Annotated in this window: 19 protein-coding genes; 6 read left to right on the forward strand and 13 right to left on the reverse strand. The window is 63.5% G+C overall.

The annotated features are described in order from the left end of the window. Positions 1–159 precede the first annotated feature (159 nt). Positions 160–597 (forward strand): CBS domain-containing protein, encoded by a 438-nt coding sequence (locus APH33_RS17910; protein WP_054886435.1) that lies wholly within the window; start codon positions 160–162, stop codon positions 595–597. A gap of 6 nt (positions 598–603) precedes the next feature. On the opposite strand, the gene APH33_RS17915 is transcribed toward APH33_RS17910, so the two are convergent. The 3 genes from APH33_RS17915 to APH33_RS17925 all read right to left on the reverse strand — a co-directional run bounded on the left by APH33_RS17915 (position 604) and on the right by APH33_RS17925 (position 2,073). Continuing rightward, positions 604–1,242 (reverse strand): hypothetical protein, encoded by a 639-nt coding sequence (locus APH33_RS17915; RefSeq protein ID WP_054886436.1) that lies wholly within the window; start codon positions 1,240–1,242, stop codon positions 604–606. 68 nt (positions 1,243–1,310) lie between these two features. Beyond that, positions 1,311–1,553 carry a DUF2789 domain-containing protein gene (locus APH33_RS17920; RefSeq protein ID WP_054886437.1) on the reverse strand — a complete coding sequence of 81 codons (243 nt, stop codon included), beginning with the start codon at positions 1,551–1,553 and terminating at the stop codon, positions 1,311–1,313. Between the two features lie 61 nt (positions 1,554–1,614). Further along, positions 1,615–2,073, reverse strand: coding sequence for an aminoacyl-tRNA deacylase (locus APH33_RS17925; RefSeq protein ID WP_027916942.1), 459 nt, complete (start codon positions 2,071–2,073; stop codon positions 1,615–1,617). 97 nt (positions 2,074–2,170) lie between these two features. On the opposite strand from APH33_RS17925, the gene APH33_RS17930 reads away from it, so the two are divergent. After that, positions 2,171–3,517, forward strand: a complete 1,347-nt coding sequence (locus tag APH33_RS17930; protein ID WP_054886438.1) for a nodulation protein NfeD — start codon at positions 2,171–2,173, stop codon at positions 3,515–3,517. 2 nt (positions 3,518–3,519) lie between these two features. Continuing rightward, positions 3,520–4,272 carry a slipin family protein gene (locus tag APH33_RS17935; RefSeq protein ID WP_054886439.1) on the forward strand — a complete coding sequence of 251 codons (753 nt, stop codon included), beginning with the start codon at positions 3,520–3,522 and terminating at the stop codon, positions 4,270–4,272. 115 nt (positions 4,273–4,387) lie between these two features. Here APH33_RS17935 and APH33_RS17940 read toward each other — a convergent pair whose 3' ends face one another. Together APH33_RS17940 and APH33_RS17945 are read right to left on the reverse strand one after the other, a co-directional pair. Next, positions 4,388–5,020: a LysE family transporter gene (locus APH33_RS17940; protein ID WP_054886440.1), complete on the reverse strand. Its 633-nt coding sequence runs from the start codon at positions 5,018–5,020 to the stop codon at positions 4,388–4,390. 152 nt (positions 5,021–5,172) lie between these two features. Continuing rightward, positions 5,173–7,083, reverse strand: coding sequence for an ATP-binding cassette domain-containing protein (locus APH33_RS17945; RefSeq protein WP_054886441.1), 1,911 nt, complete (start codon positions 7,081–7,083; stop codon positions 5,173–5,175). A 50-nt stretch (positions 7,084–7,133) separates the two neighbouring features. On the opposite strand from APH33_RS17945, the gene APH33_RS17950 reads away from it, so the two are divergent. Next, positions 7,134–7,616: a TIGR02444 family protein gene (locus tag APH33_RS17950; protein WP_054886442.1), complete on the forward strand. Its 483-nt coding sequence runs from the start codon at positions 7,134–7,136 to the stop codon at positions 7,614–7,616. Here APH33_RS17950 and APH33_RS17955 read toward each other — a convergent pair. Beyond that, positions 7,592–8,650, reverse strand: a complete 1,059-nt coding sequence (locus tag APH33_RS17955) for an AlgP family protein (protein WP_054886443.1) — start codon at positions 8,648–8,650, stop codon at positions 7,592–7,594. The two genes, APH33_RS17950 and APH33_RS17955, sit on opposite strands and share 25 nt — an antisense overlap. Before the next feature lie 224 nt (positions 8,651–8,874). On the opposite strand from APH33_RS17955, the gene APH33_RS17960 reads away from it, so the two are divergent. After that, positions 8,875–9,540 (forward strand): FKBP-type peptidyl-prolyl cis-trans isomerase, encoded by a 666-nt coding sequence (locus tag APH33_RS17960; RefSeq protein WP_054886444.1) that lies wholly within the window; start codon positions 8,875–8,877, stop codon positions 9,538–9,540. 9 nt (positions 9,541–9,549) lie between these two features. On the opposite strand, the gene APH33_RS17965 is transcribed toward APH33_RS17960, so the two are convergent. The 7 genes from APH33_RS17965 to APH33_RS17995 form a co-directional block, all read right to left on the reverse strand. Continuing rightward, positions 9,550–10,020, reverse strand: coding sequence for an Rsd/AlgQ family anti-sigma factor (locus tag APH33_RS17965; RefSeq protein WP_054886445.1), 471 nt, complete (start codon positions 10,018–10,020; stop codon positions 9,550–9,552). Between the two features lie 231 nt (positions 10,021–10,251). Beyond that, positions 10,252–10,758, reverse strand: a complete 507-nt coding sequence (locus APH33_RS17970; RefSeq protein WP_054886446.1) for a disulfide bond formation protein B — start codon at positions 10,756–10,758, stop codon at positions 10,252–10,254. Between the two features lie 221 nt (positions 10,759–10,979). After that, the gene (locus APH33_RS17975) at positions 10,980–12,218 is read right to left on the reverse strand and encodes a heme biosynthesis HemY N-terminal domain-containing protein (RefSeq protein ID WP_054886447.1); all 1,239 of its coding nucleotides are present in this window, start codon (positions 12,216–12,218) and stop codon (positions 10,980–10,982) included. Then, complete coding sequence (locus tag APH33_RS17980) at positions 12,215–13,315, reverse strand: uroporphyrinogen-III C-methyltransferase (RefSeq protein ID WP_054886448.1); 1,101 nt, start codon at positions 13,313–13,315, stop codon at positions 12,215–12,217. Before APH33_RS17980 ends, APH33_RS17975 begins: the two co-directional genes overlap by 4 nt. Positions 13,316–13,346: 31 nt before the next feature. Beyond that, a complete protein-coding gene (locus tag APH33_RS17985) occupies positions 13,347–14,129 on the reverse strand; it encodes a uroporphyrinogen-III synthase (protein ID WP_054886449.1) in 783 nt (260 codons plus the stop codon). Then, complete coding sequence (gene hemC / locus APH33_RS17990; RefSeq protein WP_054886450.1) at positions 14,126–15,067, reverse strand: hydroxymethylbilane synthase; 942 nt, start codon at positions 15,065–15,067, stop codon at positions 14,126–14,128. The genes APH33_RS17985 and hemC overlap by 4 nt, the downstream gene beginning before the upstream one ends. Positions 15,068–15,239: 172 nt before the next feature. Beyond that, positions 15,240–15,989 (reverse strand): LytTR family DNA-binding domain-containing protein, encoded by a 750-nt coding sequence (locus tag APH33_RS17995; protein ID WP_054886451.1) that lies wholly within the window; start codon positions 15,987–15,989, stop codon positions 15,240–15,242. A 309-nt stretch (positions 15,990–16,298) separates the two neighbouring features. Here APH33_RS17995 and argH point away from each other — a divergent pair, with 309 nt between their 5' ends. Next, positions 16,299–17,693, forward strand: a complete 1,395-nt coding sequence (gene argH, locus APH33_RS18000) for an argininosuccinate lyase (protein WP_027916957.1) — start codon at positions 16,299–16,301, stop codon at positions 17,691–17,693. Positions 17,694–17,788: the final 95 nt, after the last annotated feature.

Here is a 17,788-nt window from a genome sequence, read left to right on the forward strand (position 1 = left end):
ACCTGTGGGAGCGGCTTTAGCCGCGAAGAGGCCGGTACAGGAAACGACCATGACGTTTTTCAATCGACTCCATGCCGTTTCCTGCATTGCCGTGCAGGCTGGCGTGCCGGATGCTTTATTTACTCAAAGCGCTCGTCTTTTCCACCCGCAGAGGCCCGTATGAAGACCGTCGAACAAATCCTCAAGACCAAGTCCCAGCACCAGACCGTGTACACCATCGGCCCGGATGACTCGGTGCTCGACGCCCTGAAACTGCTGGCGGAGAAAAACGTCGGTGCCTTGCCGGTCGTCCAAAACGACCAGGTAGTGGGTATCGTCAGTGAGCGGGACTATGCACGCAAGCTGGTGCTCAAGGGCCGCTCCTCAGCCGCCACGCCGGTGCGCGAAATCATGAGCGCGCCAGTGATCACGGTGGAGCCGAAAAAGAGCCTGGACTACTGCATGCAACAGATGACCGACCGCCATCTGCGCCACCTGCCAGTCGTCGAGGACGGCAAGTTGCTCGGGCTGCTATCGATCGGTGACCTGGTGAAGGAAACCATCGCCGAGCAGGCCGGCCTGATCAAGCAGCTGGAAGGCTACATTCGCGGCGAATAGCCGGCCTCAGTGGTAGGCGCGCTCCAGTTCGTCCAACTGATGGTCGAAGCTGCGCAGGCGCGCCGACCAGGTGTACACCAACACTTCCAGATCCCGGTTGAGCACGGCGGTATTGCCATGGCCGTTGCTCGACGGCTCGCACAGATCCAGCTGATACCGCTCGCGGGCCATGGCCGTGGCCACGCTGGACAGGTCGCGGGCATTGGCCAGCCAGTGGTGATGATGGTCGTGGATTTCCCGGTCGAGCGCCCGGCATTGCCGCTTCAAGGCATCCAGGCTCTGCTCCAGCGGTGTACCCTTGAGCTCGCCCATCACTTCCTCGAAGGTGCGCCCGGAATGCCAGTAGCTGCCCCAGAAATAGCGGTCGAACACCGTCTCGACGCGGCGCAGTGCAACCTTGGTGTCCCAGATGGTGAGCAACGTTCGCCCCTGAATCACTTCACGCTTGTTCAAGCGTAACTGCTGCCAGGCAATCCAGGTCAGGGCCAGCAACGCCACCGCGCCAGTGACGGCGGCGGCGGCGTAGAGAAACTGGATGGCCTGGTTCATTTGCTGGGTGTGGCGTATGCCGTAGAAGTAGCCGGCCGTCAGGGTGCCCAGGATCGTCACGGAGCACCAGAAACCTGGTGCGTAGGGATCTTTCATCACGCTATCCCCTGTTGTTTTTCCTGAGCATAGCAACGGCCGATCACTCGTCAGGTGCCGCTCGGCACTTATTTTTTCTTGGGATGAAGTGCCTCGTTCAATTGGTCGATCATAGGTATCCAGTCAGCATCGGCGGTATAGCTTTCCTTGAGAAACGCCCGCTGTCCTTCTGTCCAGAAAGGCGCATCCACCAGCTTCACACCGTCATCCAGCGGCGAGTGCGTGGTGATGAAGCGCTCGATTTCGACTGGGTCGTCAGGCAGGCCCAGTTGCTTGAAGATTTCCGAGAAGTGGTGGTTCGGTTTTTCCATGTTGCCTCCTTAGCACCGGGCCGGCCAGCAATACGCCCGGCCCGGCATGGGTTGGTTGTCATCAGCACAGTTCTCGTACTTCGGCTTGCGGTACCAGTTTCAGGTACTGCTCCATGCTCATGTGGATCAGGTGATCGTGGTCACCTGCCTCCAGGTAGACATCGCCTTGGCGGGTAAGACTCGAATCGAGCAGCATCTTTATCTGATAGGCGTCACCCATAGCCGGGATGGCGCCCCTTTCGCAATCGCCGAACAGCATCGGCAAGGCGCTTTCGCGGGTCAGTTGCCAGGCGCCAGACATGCGCACCTTGCTCATGTCCATGTGCCGATTGGCCGGCAGCACGGCCATGATGTAGTTGCCATGACGGTCGTCCAGCATGACCGACTTGGCCACCCGCTCGGCAGGTACGCCCGCCGTGCGCGCTGACTCCAGGCTGGTGGCCGAGTGTGGGTGGGGAATGATGTCGTAGTCGCAGTTGGCCTGGTCCAGGCGCTGCTGCAGGGTCTTGGCCATACGCATGATGCACCTCCGGTTTCGCTCCCCCAACCTTCAATTTTAGGCCGTGCCGGCAGGCATGGCTAAACTTAAAGCAGAGAGGTCAACGAGGTGACGACAGGTGATCACTCGATGTTGCCGCTGGCTGCTGCTGTTGCTGCTCGGCCTTGCCCCGGCGGGCCTGGCAGCGCCCGGTAGCGTCTGGGTATTGGGCATTGATGACGCCATCGGCCCGGCCAGCGCTGACTACCTGATTCGCAACCTTGAACAGGCCAAGGCCCAAGGTGCCCAGTTGGTGGTGCTGCGCCTGGATACCCCCGGCGGGCTGGACAGCGCCATGCGCCTGATGATCAAGGCTATTCTGGCAAGCCCCGTGCCGGTCGTCAGTTACGTTGCCCCCAGCGGCGCCCGTGCCGCCAGCGCTGGCACCTACATCCTCTATGCCAGCCACGTCGCCGCCATGGCCCCCGGGACCAACCTCGGCGCCGCCACACCCGTGCAGATCGGTGGCCTGCCCGGTGCGCCGAAGGACGACAAGGCCAAGCCGAGCGACGATGAACAGACCCTGGCCCGCAAACAGGTCAACGACGCCACCGCTTATATCCGGGGCCTGGCCCAGCTACGCGGGCGCAATGCCGACTGGGCGGAGCAAGCGGTGCGTGAGGCGGTCAGCTTGCCGGCCTCTGAAGCACTGCGCCTGAACGTGATCGACCAGGTAGCCAACGACCTGCCTGCCCTGCTGCACCAGATCGACGGCAAGACCTTGGTCGCCGCCGGCCAACCACAGCGGCTTCAGACCCGGGATGCTGCCGTGATCGAACACCTGCCGGACTGGCGCACGCGCCTGCTGGCCGTGATCACCAATCCCGGTGTGGCGCTGATCCTGATCATGATCGGGGTATACGGCCTGTTGTTCGAGTTCATGAACCCAGGTTCCGCACTGGGCGGAGTGGTCGGCGGCATCTGCCTGCTGCTGGCGCTGTATGCCTTGCAGCTATTGCCGGTGAGCTTCGCTGGCGTGGCACTGATCCTGCTCGGCATCGCCTTCATGGTCGCCGAGGCGTTCCTGCCCAGTTTCGGCGTGGTCGGCTTCGGCGGCATCGTGGCCTTCATCGCTGGCGCCGTGATCCTGATCGACACCGACGCCCCGGGTTTCGGCATCCCCTTGGTGCTGATAGGCACCCTCGCCGTCCTTTCGGCCCTGCTGATCGGCGGCGTAGCAGGCATGGCCATCAAGGCGCGCCGACGGGCGCTGGTCAGCGGTGACGCCGGCCTGGTCGGCAGCCTAGTGACGGTGACCCAGGTGATGGCGGACAACCCGTTCTGCGGCTCGGTCCATGCCCAGGGCGAACAATGGCAAGTCCAGTGCACCACGCCGCTGCAGGCCGGGCAGAACGTCCGGGTTACAGCACGCCATGGCGTGACGCTGGAAGTGAGTGCCGCCGCGCCCGCGGCGCAAGGAGACTGACGATGTTCATGCAAGTGGGTTTTGGTGCCGTGCTGATCGTGCTGGCGATGCTGTTGCTGTCGACATTCCGCATCCTGCGCGAGTACGAGCGGGGCGTGGTGTTCCAGTTGGGGCGCTTCTGGCAGGTCAAGGGGCCGGGGCTGATCCTGCTGATCCCGGTCATCCAGCAGATGGTCCGGGTCGACCTGCGTACCGTGGTGCTGGATGTGCCGCCACAGGATGTGATCACCCGCGACAACGTGTCGGTGAAGGTCAATGCGGTGGTGTATTTCCGCGTGCTCGACCCGCAGAAGGCGATCATCCAGGTCGAGGATTTCCTCGTCGCCACCAGCCAACTGGCCCAGACTACTTTACGTGCGGTACTGGGCAAGCACGAGCTGGACGAATTGCTGGCCGAGCGCGAGCAGCTGAACCTGGACATCCGCCAGGTACTGGACGCACAAACCGACGCCTGGGGCATCAAGGTGGCCAACGTCGAGATCAAGCACGTCGACCTCAACGAGTCGATGGTCCGCGCCATCGCCCGTCAGGCGGAGGCCGAACGGGAACGGCGGGCCAAGGTGATCCATGCCGAGGGCGAGCTGCAGGCGTCGGAGAAGTTGATGCAGGCCGCGCAGATGCTCAGCAAGGAGCCTGGGGCGATGCAGTTGCGTTACATGCAGACGCTGGGGACGATTGCCGGGGACAAGAGCTCGACCATTGTCTTTCCGTTGCCGGTCGACTTGCTCAAGGGGTTGGTCGACAGGCAGAAATAGCTGGGGGCGCTTTGCGCCCCTTTCGCGACACAAGGCCGCTCCTACAGGAGATAGCGTTCCCTTGTAGGAGCGGCCTTGTGTCGCGAAAGGGCTGCAAAGCAGCCCCACGGATTTGTCAGATTGGCGCCCGGCGCAGCGTGGCGAGGAAGGTCGCCGCGCCGATGAACAATCCGGCAAATGTACGGTTCAGGCGCTTCTGCTGCTTGGGCGTGCGCAGCAGGCGCAACACCCGCGAAGCCAGCCCGGTGTAACCCGCCATCACCAGCATGTCGACGCTGACCATGGTCACGGTGATCGCGATGTACTGTGGCAGCAGTGGCGCGTGCGGGTTGATGAACTGCGGCAGCACCGCCAGCATGAACACCAGCGCCTTGGGGTTGCTGACGTTGACCAGGAAGCCACGGAACACCAGGCTCAGCGGCTTGCCGATCGGGCGCACGCCCGATTCATCGGTCATGTCCATGGGCAGGGCACGCCATTGCTTGTAGGCCAGGTAGACCAGATAGCCCACGCCGAACCATTTGATGACCTGGAAGGCGGTGGCGGAAGCGGCGAGGATGGCGCCGACGCCGGCGGCAATGATGGCGATCTGCACGATCAGGCCCAGTTGCAGGCCCAGGGCATTCCAGTAGCCACGCCAGAAGCCGTACTGTAGCCCGCTGGACATCGAGGCAATTGCCCCGGCACCTGGCGACAGGCTGATCACCCAGCACGCAGCAAAGAAGCCCAACCACACTTCCATCGACATCACACACCTCGCCTCAACGATTGTTGCAAAACGTTAAGCTAAGGCGTTGGCGAAAAAATAACCAGTAAATTCTGCGGGATTCCATCGCCTGCACTGGCCTCTGTGGGAGCGGCTTTAGCCGCGAAGAGGCCAGTGCAGACGATAGTTGCCTGTCAGGACAGTGCTTCCAGTTCAGCCTGCATGCTTTCAAGGGTTTCCAAGGCCTCCATCCAGGCCTCTTCCAACTCACCCTCGCGCTGCTTCAACTTGGTCTGCCGCGCCAGCAGATCACGCAATTCATCCTTGCGCGCCGCCTCGTACACACCACCGTCACTCAACGCAGTCTCGATCTCGGCCAGTTGCGCATGCACCTGGTTGAGCTCGGTCTCCAGCTTGTCGGCCGCCTTCTTGTGCGGTGCCAACTGCTGGCGCAAGGCTGCCGCAGCCTGGCGCTGGGCCTTCTTGTCGGTCTTGTCCGGGTTGACCGGGGCGTTGCTGGCCGGCGCACTACGCTGGCGGTACTCGACCAGCCAGCGGCTGTAGTCGTCGAGGTCGCCATCGAAGGTCTCGACCTTGCCATCGGCCACCAGCAGGAAGTCGTCGGTGGTGCTCTTGAGCAGGTGACGGTCGTGGGAAACCACCACCACGGCACCGGCAAACTCCTGCAGGGCCATGGTCAGCGCCAGGCGCATTTCCAGGTCGAGGTGGTTGGTCGGTTCGTCGAGCAGCAGCAGGTTCGGCCGCTCCCAGGCTATCAGCGCCAGGGCCAGGCGGGCCTTCTCACCACCGGAGAAGTTCACCACCGGCTCGTCGACGCGGTCGCCGTGGAAGTCAAAGCCACCCAGGAAGTCGCGCAGCGTCTGCTCGCGCTCGGTGGGTGCGATGCGCTGCAGATGCAGAAGCGGGCTGGCCTTGTCGTCCAGCGAGTCGAGCTGGTGCTGGGCGAAGTAGCCGACGGCAAGGTTCTCGCCACGTACCAGGCGGCCCGACAGCGGCTCGAGTTCACCCGCGAGGTTCTTGATCAGGGTCGACTTGCCGGCGCCGTTGGGCCCGAGCAGACCGATGCGTGCTCCCGGGACCAGTTGCAGCTTGACCTTGTCGAGGATCGCCTTGTCGCCATAGCCCAGGCGACCTTCGGACAGGCTCAGCAGCGGGCTGGAGATTTTCTGCGATTCGCGGAAGACGAAGTCGAACGGCGAATCGACATGCGCCGCCGACAGCTCTTCCATGCGCTCCAGGGCCTTGATCCGGCTCTGTGCCTGGCGGGCCTTGGTGGCCTGGGCCTTGAAGCGGGCGATGTATTTCTCCATGTGCGCGCGCTGCGCTTGCTGCTTCTCGTAGGCCTGCTGCTGCTGCGCCAGGCGCTCGGCACGGGTGCGCTCGAAGGCGGTGTAACCACCTTTGTACAGGTTGAGCTTGCGCTGCTCGACGTGCAGCACATGGTCGACCACGGCATCGAGGAAATCGCGGTCGTGGGAAATCAGCAACAGCGTGCCCGGGTAACCCTTGAGCCAGTCTTCCAGCCACAGGATCGCGTCGAGATCGAGGTGGTTGGTAGGTTCGTCGAGCAGCAGCAGGTCAGACGGGCACATCAGCGCCTGGGCCAGGTTCAGGCGCATCCGCCAGCCACCGGAGAAGTCACCGACCCGGCGGTCCATCTGCTCGTTGGTGAAGCCCAGGCCCGCCAGCAATTTACGAGCGCGGGCATCAGCGGTGTAACCGTCGGCAACTTCCAGCTCACTGTGCAGGCGCGCCAGCGCAGTGCCGTCATGGGCCTGCTCGGCAACGGCCAGCTCGGCCTGGACCTTGCGCAGGCGGGCGTCACCGTCGAGCACATAGTCCACCGCCAGGCGGTCGAGCGTATCGACCTCCTGGCGCATGTGGGCAATGCGCCAGTCGCCGGGCAGCTGGCAATCGCCGGCATCAGGCGACAGCTCGCCGCGCAGCAGGGCGAACAGGCTGGATTTTCCGGCGCCGTTGGCGCCGATCAGGCCGGCCTTGTGACCGGCGTGCAGGGTCATCTCGGCGCCTTCTAGCAAGCGCTGCGGACCACGCTGTAAAGTGAGGTTGGATAGTCTGATCATAGTGGTCGCGGAGTCTACCAGCTTCCTCGGCCCGCAGCGTGAGTGGAATCATGTACACCGACCTGTGGAATCACGCCTTGGCGCTGTATGCCCGCCCGGGAGTGGAAGCGGCTTGTCTGAATGTTCAGGCGATGGGGGGCGACGTCTGCCTGCTGCTGTGTGCAACCTGGTTGCAGGCGCGTGCAGTGCCCTTCAGCGAAGAACGCGCCCAGGCCCTGCGTGCGATTGCCGGACCATGGCAACACGATGTGGTGGCCCCTTTACGTAGCCTGCGCAAGCAATGGCGTTCGCCTGCACAACACGATACGCACCTGGCGGCGTTGCGTGAGCAGTTGAAGAGGCTGGAGTTGGAAGCGGAGAAGCAATTGCTGCAGCGGCTGCAAACCTGTGCGCAACAATGGCCCGTAGGCTCGCTAGAGCCTACGGACGATTGGCTTGACCGGCTGGCACCGGCCCAGGCACGCGGCCACGACGCGCTGGTTGACTTGCGCGTCGCGGCGGCAGCGCTTCAGGAAGCCGAAGACGGCGTCTGAGCTGGAGTGCTGGTGGATACCGAGGCAGTAGCAGGAGCGGCCGAGTTGGTCGCTGGCGCACTGGCAGCAGGTGCAGCCGGTTTGGCTTCTGCAGGTTTGGCGGCAACGGGTTTTGCAGGGGCCTTCGCTGCAGGTTTTGCAGCGGGCTTGGCCGGCGCTTTGGCTGCCGCTGGCTTGGCCGCCGCAGGCTTGGCTGTTGCTGGTTTGGCTGCCGGCTTGGCGGCCGCTTTGGCTGCTACCGGTTTGGCTGCCGCAGGCTTGGCTGGAGCCTTGGCAGCAGCAGCTTTGGCGGCTGGCTTGGCAGCAGTGGATTTTGCAGCGACAGGTTTGGCGGCCGGCTTCGCCGAGGCGGTTCTCGCCGGCGCTTTGGCTGCTGCAGGCTTGGCGGCCGCTGACTTGGCTGGGGTTTTGGCAGCAGCAGGTTTGGCGGCAGCGGTTTTAGCTGGGGCCTTGCTGGCAACCGGCTTGCCATTGGCAGCGCGAGCAGGTGCCTTGGCGGCGACTGGCTTGGCAGCAGCGCGGGCTGGAGCCTTGGCAGCGGCTGGTTTGGTCGGGGCCTTGGCGACCGCTGGCTTGGCGGTGCTGCGGGCCGGTGCTTTGGCAGCAGCGGGTTTGGCAGTCCTGGCCGCCACGGCACGCTGGTCGAGTGCCTTGCCTGCAGCCTCGCGCACCTTGCCCACTCCTTGAGCCAGTTTCAAACTTTCCTGGGCATCACGCTTGAGTTGTTGAATGTAAGTACGGGTCTGGGTCTGGCGTTCCTTGAGCGAATCGAGCAGTTCTTCAAGTTCACCGATCACCTTTTGCGCCTTGTTCTGCGCCTTGGCTTTGCCTGCCTTCGCCGCGTCCTGCAACTTCAGGCGGCCGTTATGCAGTTTTTCCTGGGCTTTGCCGCGCTGCTTTTCCAACTTGGCCAGCAATTTCTCCGCATCAGCCAGCGCTTGTGAGCAGGCCTCTTCCAAGTGTTCGAGCAGGCTGCCCGAAAGTTGCTGGAGCAGGTGTAACGGCGTACTTACTGGCTTCTTTTTAGCCGACATGGTTTACCTCCTGGCTGACGAGATTGCGGCTCATACTATGCTTCTGCTGCTACCGCCGCTAGGGCATGTTGACAGTATTGAGGGTGCCGCGTTGCATGCCTGGGCAAAGTTGTTATCTTGCAGCTCCGTGCAAGTGTAGTTGCTCAACAAAACGTTGCTGATATTTACACATGTCGAGGCAACAACGCTGGCATACTTCCTTGCTCATCGAGCTGGAGTTACCCATGCCGCGTTATCTTGCTTTTGGCCTGTACCTGATGGCGCCATTCGCCCTCGCCGCCAACGATACCGCCCCTGCCAACGATCATGATCTGGCCTACAGCCTCGGCGCCAGCCTGGGGGAGCGCCTGCGTCAGGAGGTGCCCGGCCTGCAACTGGATGCGCTGGTAGAAGGCCTGCGCCAGTCCTATCAGGGCCAGCCTTTGAAACTCGACAAGGCACGGATGGAGACCATCCTCCAGCAGCATGAGGAACAGGCCGGTGCCGCCGCCGAACAAGCCGAGGTGACCAAACTCCAGGCCATGGAAACACGCTTCATGGCCAACGAACGGGCGCGTGCCGGTGTGCACGAACTGCCCGAAGGCGTGCTGTACAGCGAACTGAAAGCGGGGAATGGTGCGCAGCCCACAGCCGGCGGCAAAGTGCAGGTGCGCTATGTCGGCAGGCTGCCGGATGGTTCGGTGTTCGACCAGAATCAGCAGCCGCAGTGGTTCAGCCTGGACTCGGTGATCGACGGCTGGCAGGTGGCCCTGCCGCACATGAAAGCCGGTTCGACCTGGCGCCTGGTGATCCCATCGGCACGGGCCTATGGTGCCGAGGGCGTAGGTGATCTGATCGCGCCCTACACGCCACTGGTATTCGAAATCGAGTTACTGGCGGTCGGCAACTGACGCCGACCTTCAGGCTTCGACCGCACCCTCTTCCTTGTGCGCGTTATGCAGCACTTCGATCAGGCAGTCTTCCAGCTCGAAGCGCTCGTGCAACAGGCTGCCCAGCTTGCCGAGCTTCTCGGCGAAGCGCTCGGTGTCCTTGCACTCGCCCTTCTCGCAATGATCGTTGAAGGCCAGTGCGATCTGGGTAATGTCGTTGATCCGCGGGTTGATCTCTTCAGCCAGTTTCAGCGCCTTCTCATCCCCGAATGCCTTGGCTTCGGTGACCAGCTGCTCACTCACTTCGAAGTGCCAGGCTGACACGTAGTCGACCAGCACCGCACAGAAGTCGCGGTTCTTTTCCTTGTCGGCAAAGGCCGGCTTGGCGACGCGCAAGGTACGGAAAGCCTGGACAAGCTCCTCTCGCTCCTCGAGCCAGCGGTCGATCAGCTTGTGAACCCCGCCCCAGCGTTCCTGGGCGTTCTGACAACTATCGAGCATGGCGATCTCTTCCCTTCTGGGTAGATGCCGCTGCACCTCGCACCAAGACCGTGCAGCACAAAGGTGACATCAGCAGGACGGCATCGAGCAGTTGTGTTTTCAGTATGCGTGCTGGGAGATTATTCCCGCGCGTGCTTAGCATCAAGGTACGCAGCGGACAAAGTTCATACAAGCGTTTAATACCGTGAGACACCACCATTGGTCCGCTATTGGCCACCGGCATGCGCCAGGTCAAGGATTGCCAAGTGAGCGGAAACGATACGCCAGCAGGCAACTCAAGGGCAGCGCCGCCAGTAGCAGAAACGCCACCAGGCTCCATTCCGGCAGGGTCAGGTCGAGGAAGCTCCAGGACAGCGAGCGGCAATCAGGACCACCGAGCAGCAGTTGTCGCACAGCTTCACGCCAGGACAGCTCGAACATGCGCCCGATCGGCAAAGGGCACAGGTGGCTCGCATCACCTGCACCCTGCAACCACACATGCCGCGCCGCCAGCAAGGCGCCGCTGGCCGCGCTGAGCATTGCCGCTCGCGCATAAAGCCGAACCCCGGTTATACCGGGTGCATGCAGCGCCGCGCTCAGACAGACCAGCGCATAGATCCCCAACAATAGCCGCTGGCTGAAACACAGCGGGCAAGGCACCAGCTCAAGGACACTTTCGAGATAAAAGGAAGCGCCCAACACTGCCAGCGAAGCAAGGCATGCCGGAATGAAAAGCGTGCGCAGACTGGCCATCGGCATGGGGAAGAAAGGTCCCGGAAAAGTTGAAGTGGCTTGGAACGGTAGAGGAAAGGGCGGGCTTGTTTCAAGGCACTACTGGAGTGACAAGTCGCTGTATTGGAAGGGAAGTGTCCATAGACGCTGTAGGAAACTTCCCAAGAAGAGACTGCAAATCCAACTTATAACGCAGAACACGTTACCCGACCCATGAGCCCGCGCCGTTGCGCGGGCTCATGCAGGGCTCAGGCGCGTACAGCTTCTGGCAACGGCAGGGCCAGAAGACGCTCATCGAGCAGCCCAAGGCCCTCCTCGAACAACTGATTGCTGCGTTCGGTCTCGCCCAGGCTGGCGAGCAGGCGCGCAAGCTCGGCACAGGCTTCCGGATTACGCTCCATTCGCAGGCTGCTTTCGAGATAGTCGCGCGCCTTGCCCCACAGGCGGTTCTGCAAGCTCAGGCGGCCGAGGGTCAGCAGCAGGCTCGGATCGTCCGGGTGGGCCTTCAGCCAGCCTTCGGCAGCCTGTAGCTGACGCGCCGGATCATCACCCCGTACCAGGCCATACAGGCGCGCCAGATGGCTTTCGTACTCACGCTTGAGTGCGGTGCGCAGCACCTGCTCGGCTTCGCCCTGGGCACCCACCTGACGTAGCTGTTCGGCATAGGCCAGGACCAGTTGCGGCTCTTGGCGCTGGGCAGCGGTCAGCTGCTGCCAGGCACGCTCGAGGGCCTGACGGGCGCTTTGCGGATCCTCACCACGGGTGCTCGCCAGGCCAAGGTTCTGGCCCCAGGCGCGTTTCTCCAGCGCGGCCAGCTCATCGGCCGGCAACACCTTGTTCTTGCGCAGGTCGGGCAGCAGGCGGATCAGCGCCGACCAATCGCCACGCTCCAGATGCAGGCGTTGCAACAGGCGCAGGACCTGGGTGTTGTGCGGATGGCGCTCCTGCATGGCGAGCAAGGTCTCCAACGCAGCATCCCGCTCGCCACGGTCCATCTGCAGTTGCGCATGGGTCAAGGCAATGGCCAGTTCAGCCTGGGGCTGGCGCTCCAGCGCACGCTCCAGCAGGTTGTCGCTGTCCTCCTTGCGCCCCAGTTCGTTGGCGGCACGGGCGGCGCCAAGGTAATACAGCAACGGCTGGCGCTCGGCCTCGGCAGCACGATGCAGGTGGCGCTGGGCACTGGCCCAGCGGCCCTCGGCCAGGTCCAGCTGGCCCTGTTCGATGGCGATCCGCACGCGCCGGCTGCGGTTACGCCGCGACCACGGATTGACCACGCCACTGGAGGTCAGGACCAAGCTGACCAGATAACGCAGCAACAACAGCAAGACGACCACCGCCGCCAGCGCCGCGAGCGCCGCCCACAATCCGGACTGGTAACGGAAACCACCGTAGGCGATCAGCACATAACCACTGTGCTTGGCCACCGCGATGCCCAGCGCTGCGGCAACCACGATCGCCAGTACGGCCAGCAGGTAGACACGCTTCATGGCTTGCCCCCTTCAGCCTCGGCTGGCAGATGGCGGCGTTGAATGTACGCCTGCACCGCCGCCAGGCTTTCGCTCAGGTCCGGGGTCACTACCGAGACGGGCTGCTCAGCCAACGCGTTGAGGCTGTCGAGCATCGCCTTGCTTTGCGGGTTGTCGGCATTGAAGTTGGCCAGCAGCACGCTGCGGGCATCATCCAGGGCCTGGTTGTATACCTTGGCCTCGCCATTGAGCGCAGCCCACTGCGCCTGCTCGATGGTCAGGCTCAGGGCCAGGCGCAACTGGTTCAGTTGCTGGCCAGCCAGCAATGGCCGCACATTGTCATCGGCGTTGAAGTCGATCTGGAAGTACTTGGAGATTTCTGCCCACCACTGCGACAGGCGACTGGCCCCATCACCATCGGCTGTCAGCGCACCAAGCGCATCGGCGTTGCCGGCGAATTCGGGAGACTGGGCGCTGAGCTGTTGCACCAGCTCACGCTGGGCGGCGAGTTTGAGGAACAGACCGGTGCGGTCCGGCTGCTGGGTACTGTTGAGCGTGGCCAGGCTGCGCGCCAGTTGCTCGCGGGCGGCAAAGGCGCCAGGGTCGCTCTGTTCACGGAGGATTTCGTCGGCCCCTTCGACCAGGGCCTTGGCGCTGGTGATGTCCTGCAGCGCCGACAAGCGCAGGGTAGCCAGGCGCAGCAGGTGCTCGGCCTCGGCCAGGCGCCACTCCTTGCGGCTTTCGCCGAGTGCGGTTTCCAGACGCTGGCTCAGACGCTGCTGGTCGCCTTGCAATTGCGCCACCAGGCGGCGACGGTCTTCCAGCTCACTGGCGGCCGGCAGGCTGGCCAGTTGGGCACTGATCTGCTGCTCACGCTGCTGCAGCGCCGCGGCGCGCTGGCTGAGGGCTTCAAGGTGCTGACCCTGGTTCACCTCGCTGCCTTGCAGCTGCCGCACCTGCCAGACACCCCAACCCCCTACTGCGACCCCGGCCGCACCCAGCAACAGCGCCAGCACGGCCAGACCACTGCCAGAGCGCTTTACAGGCTTGTCGGTGACGGGTTGCGCCGGCTCCTGCGCCGACGGCTGATCATTGTTGGGCAAGACAGTTTCGCTCACGTATCCATCCTTTGCATGGGGGCGCCTCGCGCTAGTGCGAAGCGCCTTGAGAGGCAGGTACAGCGCTGCGCTGCACGGCTGCCAGCAAGGCCGTGGCACTCGCGCCACGGCAATCCACAACCTGTTGGGCCCCGGCGGCCCGGGCCTGTTCGGCGACCCGCGGGCTGGGCACGAACAACGCCAGCCTGGCTATCTGCGGCCAGTCGGCGCCAGCCATTTGCTGCAAATGTTCAAGACCCTGCCCACTGCTGACCACCAGGCCATTGAGGCGTTCCGCTTCTATGCGGCGCATCAGCGTGCCCGCCGGGTACGCCGGCAGGCAGCGACGATACAGTTCCAGATATTCGACACTAGCACCTTGCTCTGCAAGACGCTCGGCCAGCAGTTCGCGACCTCCGACACCACGAACGATCAGCACGCGCGCCTCAGGCGCCGCAGTAGCCTTGCGCAGGCCCGGGAGTGCGAGCAAGGCCTCGCTGTCATCGCCTTGCATGGGGAATGTCACCTGAAGACCTGCGCACTGCAGCACTGCTGCCGTCGCCTCACCCACGGTAAACCAGCCTGCGGGGGGCGCTTGCAAGCCAGCGCCCTGCAGCTGCCCAAGCAGCAGCCGGGCCGCCGGCTTGCTGACCACGATGATCGCCTGGTACTGCGCCAGCGCGGCCAGCTGCCGACGCTGCCCGTCAGCCAGCGCGACGGGCTCGATGGCCAGCAACGGCAGGCAACTGCTGGCCACACCGGCAACGGCCAGGCTCTGCGCCAGTGCCGCGCAGTCCTCTTCAGGCCGGGTCAGCAGCAGGCGCCAGGGGCTCACGGATGCCCGGCCTCGCCGTAGACTTCGTTGAGTATGGCTTCGGCACCCTGGCCCAGCAGGGCTTCGGCGACCTGCACGCCCAAGGTCTCGGCAGCCGCACGCGGCGCACGGGCATCCGCCACCAGCAAGGTCCCGCCACTTGGCTGGCCAACCAGGCCGCGCAACCACAGCTGATCGCCTTCGAGCACCGCATAGCAGGCGATCGGCACCTGGCAGCCGCCGTTGAGGCGCTTGTTCATGGCACGTTCGGCGACTACACGGTCGGCGGTATCGGCATGGTGCAGAGGCGCCAGCAGGGCATGGATTTCAGTGTCGGCGCTGCGGCACTCGATACCCACCGCGCCCTGGCCACCGGCTGGCAGGCTGTGGTCGACGCTGATGGTATCGCTGATGCGGTCCTCGAAGCCCAGGCGGATCAAGCCCGCGGCGGCGAGGATGATGGCGTCGTATTCGCCGGCATCGAGCTTGGCCAGGCGGGTGTTGACGTTGCCGCGCAGGAAGTGGATTTTGAGGTCCGGCCGACGCGCCAGCAACTGGGCCTGGCGGCGCAGGCTGGAGGTGCCGACGATGCTGCCGGCTGGCAGGGCGTCGAGGCTGGCGAAGGTGTTGGAGACGAATGCATCACGCGGGTCTTCACGCTCGCAGATGCAGAACAGGCCCAGGCCATCGGGGAAGTCCATGGGCACATCCTTCATCGAATGCACGGCGATGTCGGCCTCGTTGTCCAGCAGCGCTGTTTCCAGCTCTTTGACGAACAGCCCCTTGCCGCCGATTTTCGCCAGCGGTGCGTCGAGCAACTTGTCGCCGCGACTGACCATGGGTACCAGGGTCACCCGCAGACCGGGGTGCGCCTGTTCGAGGCGGGCTTTGACATATTCGGCCTGCCACAAGGCCAAGGCACTTTTACGGGTGGCAATGCGGATTTCGCGAGTGGACATGAAACGCCCCGATCCAGAGAAATACCGCTGATGATAACAGCATCACCGGCATCGCCAGCAGATGTGGATCAGCGTAACGGCCCTTCGCGGCTAAAGCCGCCCCTACAGGCGGCGCCGTACCTGTGGGAGCGGCTTCAGCCGCGCACAAGGGCGCAGCCGTTGCCATGCAGGCTCAGCCTTGGAGTGTTTGCATCATCTTGCGCACGCCCGCCACATGCCGGCGGCTGACAGTCAGGGCGTCGCCATCGAGGCCCTTGAGGAATAGCTGGAAATGCCCCAATGGCGTGCGCTGCAGGCGTTCGATGCGTTCGCGCGCGACCAGCGCATTGCGGTGGATACGCACGAATCGCTCGCCGAATTCGTCCTCCAACGCCTTGAGCGGCTCGTCGAGCAGCACTTCGCCCGCTTCGTGGCGCAAGGTCACGTACTTGTGGTCGGCAATGAAATAGATCACCTGGGGCAATGGAATCAGCTCGATACCCTTGCGCGTACGCGCACTGATATGGCTGCGCGGCCCACCGCCTTCGCTGCCAGGCCGCGTCAACGCCGCCAGCTGGGCACGGTTGGGCTTATCGGCCTTGCGCAAGGCATCGCGCAGGGCCTGAGGCTGGATTGGCTTGGTCACGTGGCTGAGGGTGCTGTCCTTGAACGCCTCGGCACCGTATTCGTCGTCGCCGGTACAGAACACCACGGACGGTGGCGCCTCGCGTTCGCACAGGCGAGCAGCGACCTGCAAGCCATCCAGGCCTGGCATGCCGATGTCCAGCAGAACCACATCCGGCTTGAGGCTTTCGATCAGTGTCAGAGCCTCCTCGCCGTTGGTGGCGCTGGGCTCCAGCACGGTGTAACCCTCCAGTTCAGCGAATAGCCGTGTGAGGCGTTCACGGGCTTGGGGTTCGTCATCAACGATCAGGACATTCATAATTGCTCTGGATTCCTGAGTGAGTCTCGCACAGGTATAGCGTAGACAAGAGCAGGTCGAGCGACGCTGCGGTCACGCTCTAGACCGATACGAAGGCCAAAGATTCACTGAGCCAGCAGAATAGCTGCCAGTCCTCTGTCCAACTGTAGACGGTCCGTGGAACACTGCCGTTCAATCGGTGATTATCGTCTTCGCCCACCTTTACCGATGTTTGCCACCGGTTTCTGTCGACCGATGTCCTGCGGTGTCAGGCCCAACCCTGCTATTATCGGCGCCACTTTTTCGTTCACGCCTGCATAGAGTGAATCCATGAGCACCGACAAGACCAATCAGTCCTGGGGCGGCCGCTTCAGTGAGCCCGTCGACGCCTTCGTCGCCCGTTTCACCGCCTCGGTCGACTTCGACAAGCGCCTGTACCGCCACGACATCATGGGTTCGATCGCCCACGCCACCATGCTGGCGCAGGTCGGCGTCCTCAGCGATGCCGAGCGCGACACCATCATCGATGGCCTGAAAACCATCCAGGGCGAAATCGAGGCTGGCAGCTTCGACTGGCGTGTCGACCTCGAAGACGTGCACATGAACATCGAAGCACGCCTGACCGACCGTATCGGCATCACTGGCAAGAAGCTGCACACCGGCCGTAGCCGCAACGACCAGGTGGCCACCGACATCCGTCTGTGGCTGCGTGACGAGATCGACCTGATCCTGGCCGAGATCACCCGTCTGCAGCAGGGTCTGCTGGAGCAGGCCGAACGTGAAGCCGAAACCATCATGCCTGGCTTCACCCACCTGCAGACTGCCCAGCCGGTCACCTTCGGCCACCACCTGCTGGCCTGGTTCGAAATGCTCAGCCGCGACTACGAGCGCCTGGTCGACTGCCGCAAGCGCGCCAATCGCATGCCGTTGGGCAGTGCCGCGCTGGCCGGCACCACCTACCCTATCGACCGTGAGCTGACTTGCAAGCTGCTGGGCTTCGAAGCTGTGGCCGGCAACTCGCTGGACGGCGTCTCGGACCGTGACTTCGCCATCGAATTCTGCGCGGCCGCCAGCGTGGCAATGATGCACCTGTCGCGCTTCTCCGAAGAACTGGTGCTGTGGACCAGCGCCCAGTTCCAGTTCATCGACCTGCCTGATCGCTTCTGCACCGGCAGCTCGATCATGCCGCAGAAGAAGAACCCGGACGTACCGGAGCTGGTGCGCGGCAAGAGCGGCCGTGTATTCGGCGCCCTGACCGGCCTGCTGACCCTGATGAAAGGCCAGCCGCTGGCCTACAACAAGGACAACCAGGAAGACAAGGAGCCGCTGTTCGACGCCGCCGACACTCTGCGCGACTCGCTGCGCGCCTTTGCCGACATGATCCCGGCGATCAAGCCCAAGCACGCCATCATGCGCGAAGCGGCTCTGCGCGGTTTCTCCACCGCGACCGACCTGGCCGACTATCTGGTTCGCCGCGGCCTGCCGTTCCGTGATTGCCACGAGATCGTCGGCCACGCTGTGAAGTATGGCGTCGACACGGGCAAGGACCTGGCCGAGATGAGCCTGGACGAACTGCGCCAGTTCAGCGACCAGATCGAGCAGGACGTGTTTGCCGTGCTGACCCTGGAGGGGTCGGTGAATGCCCGTAACCACATCGGTGGTACCGCGCCAGCCCAGGTGCGTGCTGCCGTCGTTCGCGGCAAGGCCCTGCTGGCTTCGCGCTAAAGCCCATTGCGAGGGCTTCGCCCTCGTTCGCGGGCATGCCCGCTCCCACAGGTATGGTGCAAGACTCAGGCAATGCACAATCCATGTGGGAGCGG

Source organism: Pseudomonas sp. NBRC 111130 (assembly GCF_001320485.1).
Lineage (GTDB): Bacteria > Pseudomonadota > Gammaproteobacteria > Pseudomonadales > Pseudomonadaceae > Aquipseudomonas > Aquipseudomonas vlassakiae.

Coding starts and splice junctions, on each gene's coding strand:
- APH33_RS17935 (WP_054886439.1), top strand. CDS start 3,520: ATGTTCATGCAAGTGGGTTTTGGTGCCGTGCTGATCGTGCTGGCGATG.
- APH33_RS17915 (WP_054886436.1), bottom strand. CDS start 1,242: ATGAAAGATCCCTACGCACCAGGTTTCTGGTGCTCCGTGACGATCCTG.
- APH33_RS17910 (WP_054886435.1), top strand. CDS start 160: ATGAAGACCGTCGAACAAATCCTCAAGACCAAGTCCCAGCACCAGACC.
- APH33_RS17970 (WP_054886446.1), bottom strand. CDS start 10,758: ATGCCGATGGCCAGTCTGCGCACGCTTTTCATTCCGGCATGCCTTGCT.
- APH33_RS17975 (WP_054886447.1), bottom strand. CDS start 12,218: ATGAAGCGTGTCTACCTGCTGGCCGTACTGGCGATCGTGGTTGCCGCA.
- APH33_RS17965 (WP_054886445.1), bottom strand. CDS start 10,020: ATGCTCGATAGTTGTCAGAACGCCCAGGAACGCTGGGGCGGGGTTCAC.
- APH33_RS17945 (WP_054886441.1), bottom strand. CDS start 7,083: ATGATCAGACTATCCAACCTCACTTTACAGCGTGGTCCGCAGCGCTTG.
- APH33_RS17940 (WP_054886440.1), bottom strand. CDS start 5,020: ATGTCGATGGAAGTGTGGTTGGGCTTCTTTGCTGCGTGCTGGGTGATC.
- APH33_RS17995 (WP_054886451.1), bottom strand. CDS start 15,989: ATGAATGTCCTGATCGTTGATGACGAACCCCAAGCCCGTGAACGCCTC.
- argH (WP_027916957.1), top strand. CDS start 16,299: ATGAGCACCGACAAGACCAATCAGTCCTGGGGCGGCCGCTTCAGTGAG.
- APH33_RS17955 (WP_054886443.1), bottom strand. CDS start 8,650: ATGTCGGCTAAAAAGAAGCCAGTAAGTACGCCGTTACACCTGCTCCAG.
- hemC (WP_054886450.1), bottom strand. CDS start 15,067: ATGTCCACTCGCGAAATCCGCATTGCCACCCGTAAAAGTGCCTTGGCC.
- APH33_RS17925 (WP_027916942.1), bottom strand. CDS start 2,073: ATGCGTATGGCCAAGACCCTGCAGCAGCGCCTGGACCAGGCCAACTGC.
- APH33_RS17950 (WP_054886442.1), top strand. CDS start 7,134: ATGTACACCGACCTGTGGAATCACGCCTTGGCGCTGTATGCCCGCCCG.
- APH33_RS17920 (WP_054886437.1), bottom strand. CDS start 1,553: ATGGAAAAACCGAACCACCACTTCTCGGAAATCTTCAAGCAACTGGGC.
- APH33_RS17960 (WP_054886444.1), top strand. CDS start 8,875: ATGCCGCGTTATCTTGCTTTTGGCCTGTACCTGATGGCGCCATTCGCC.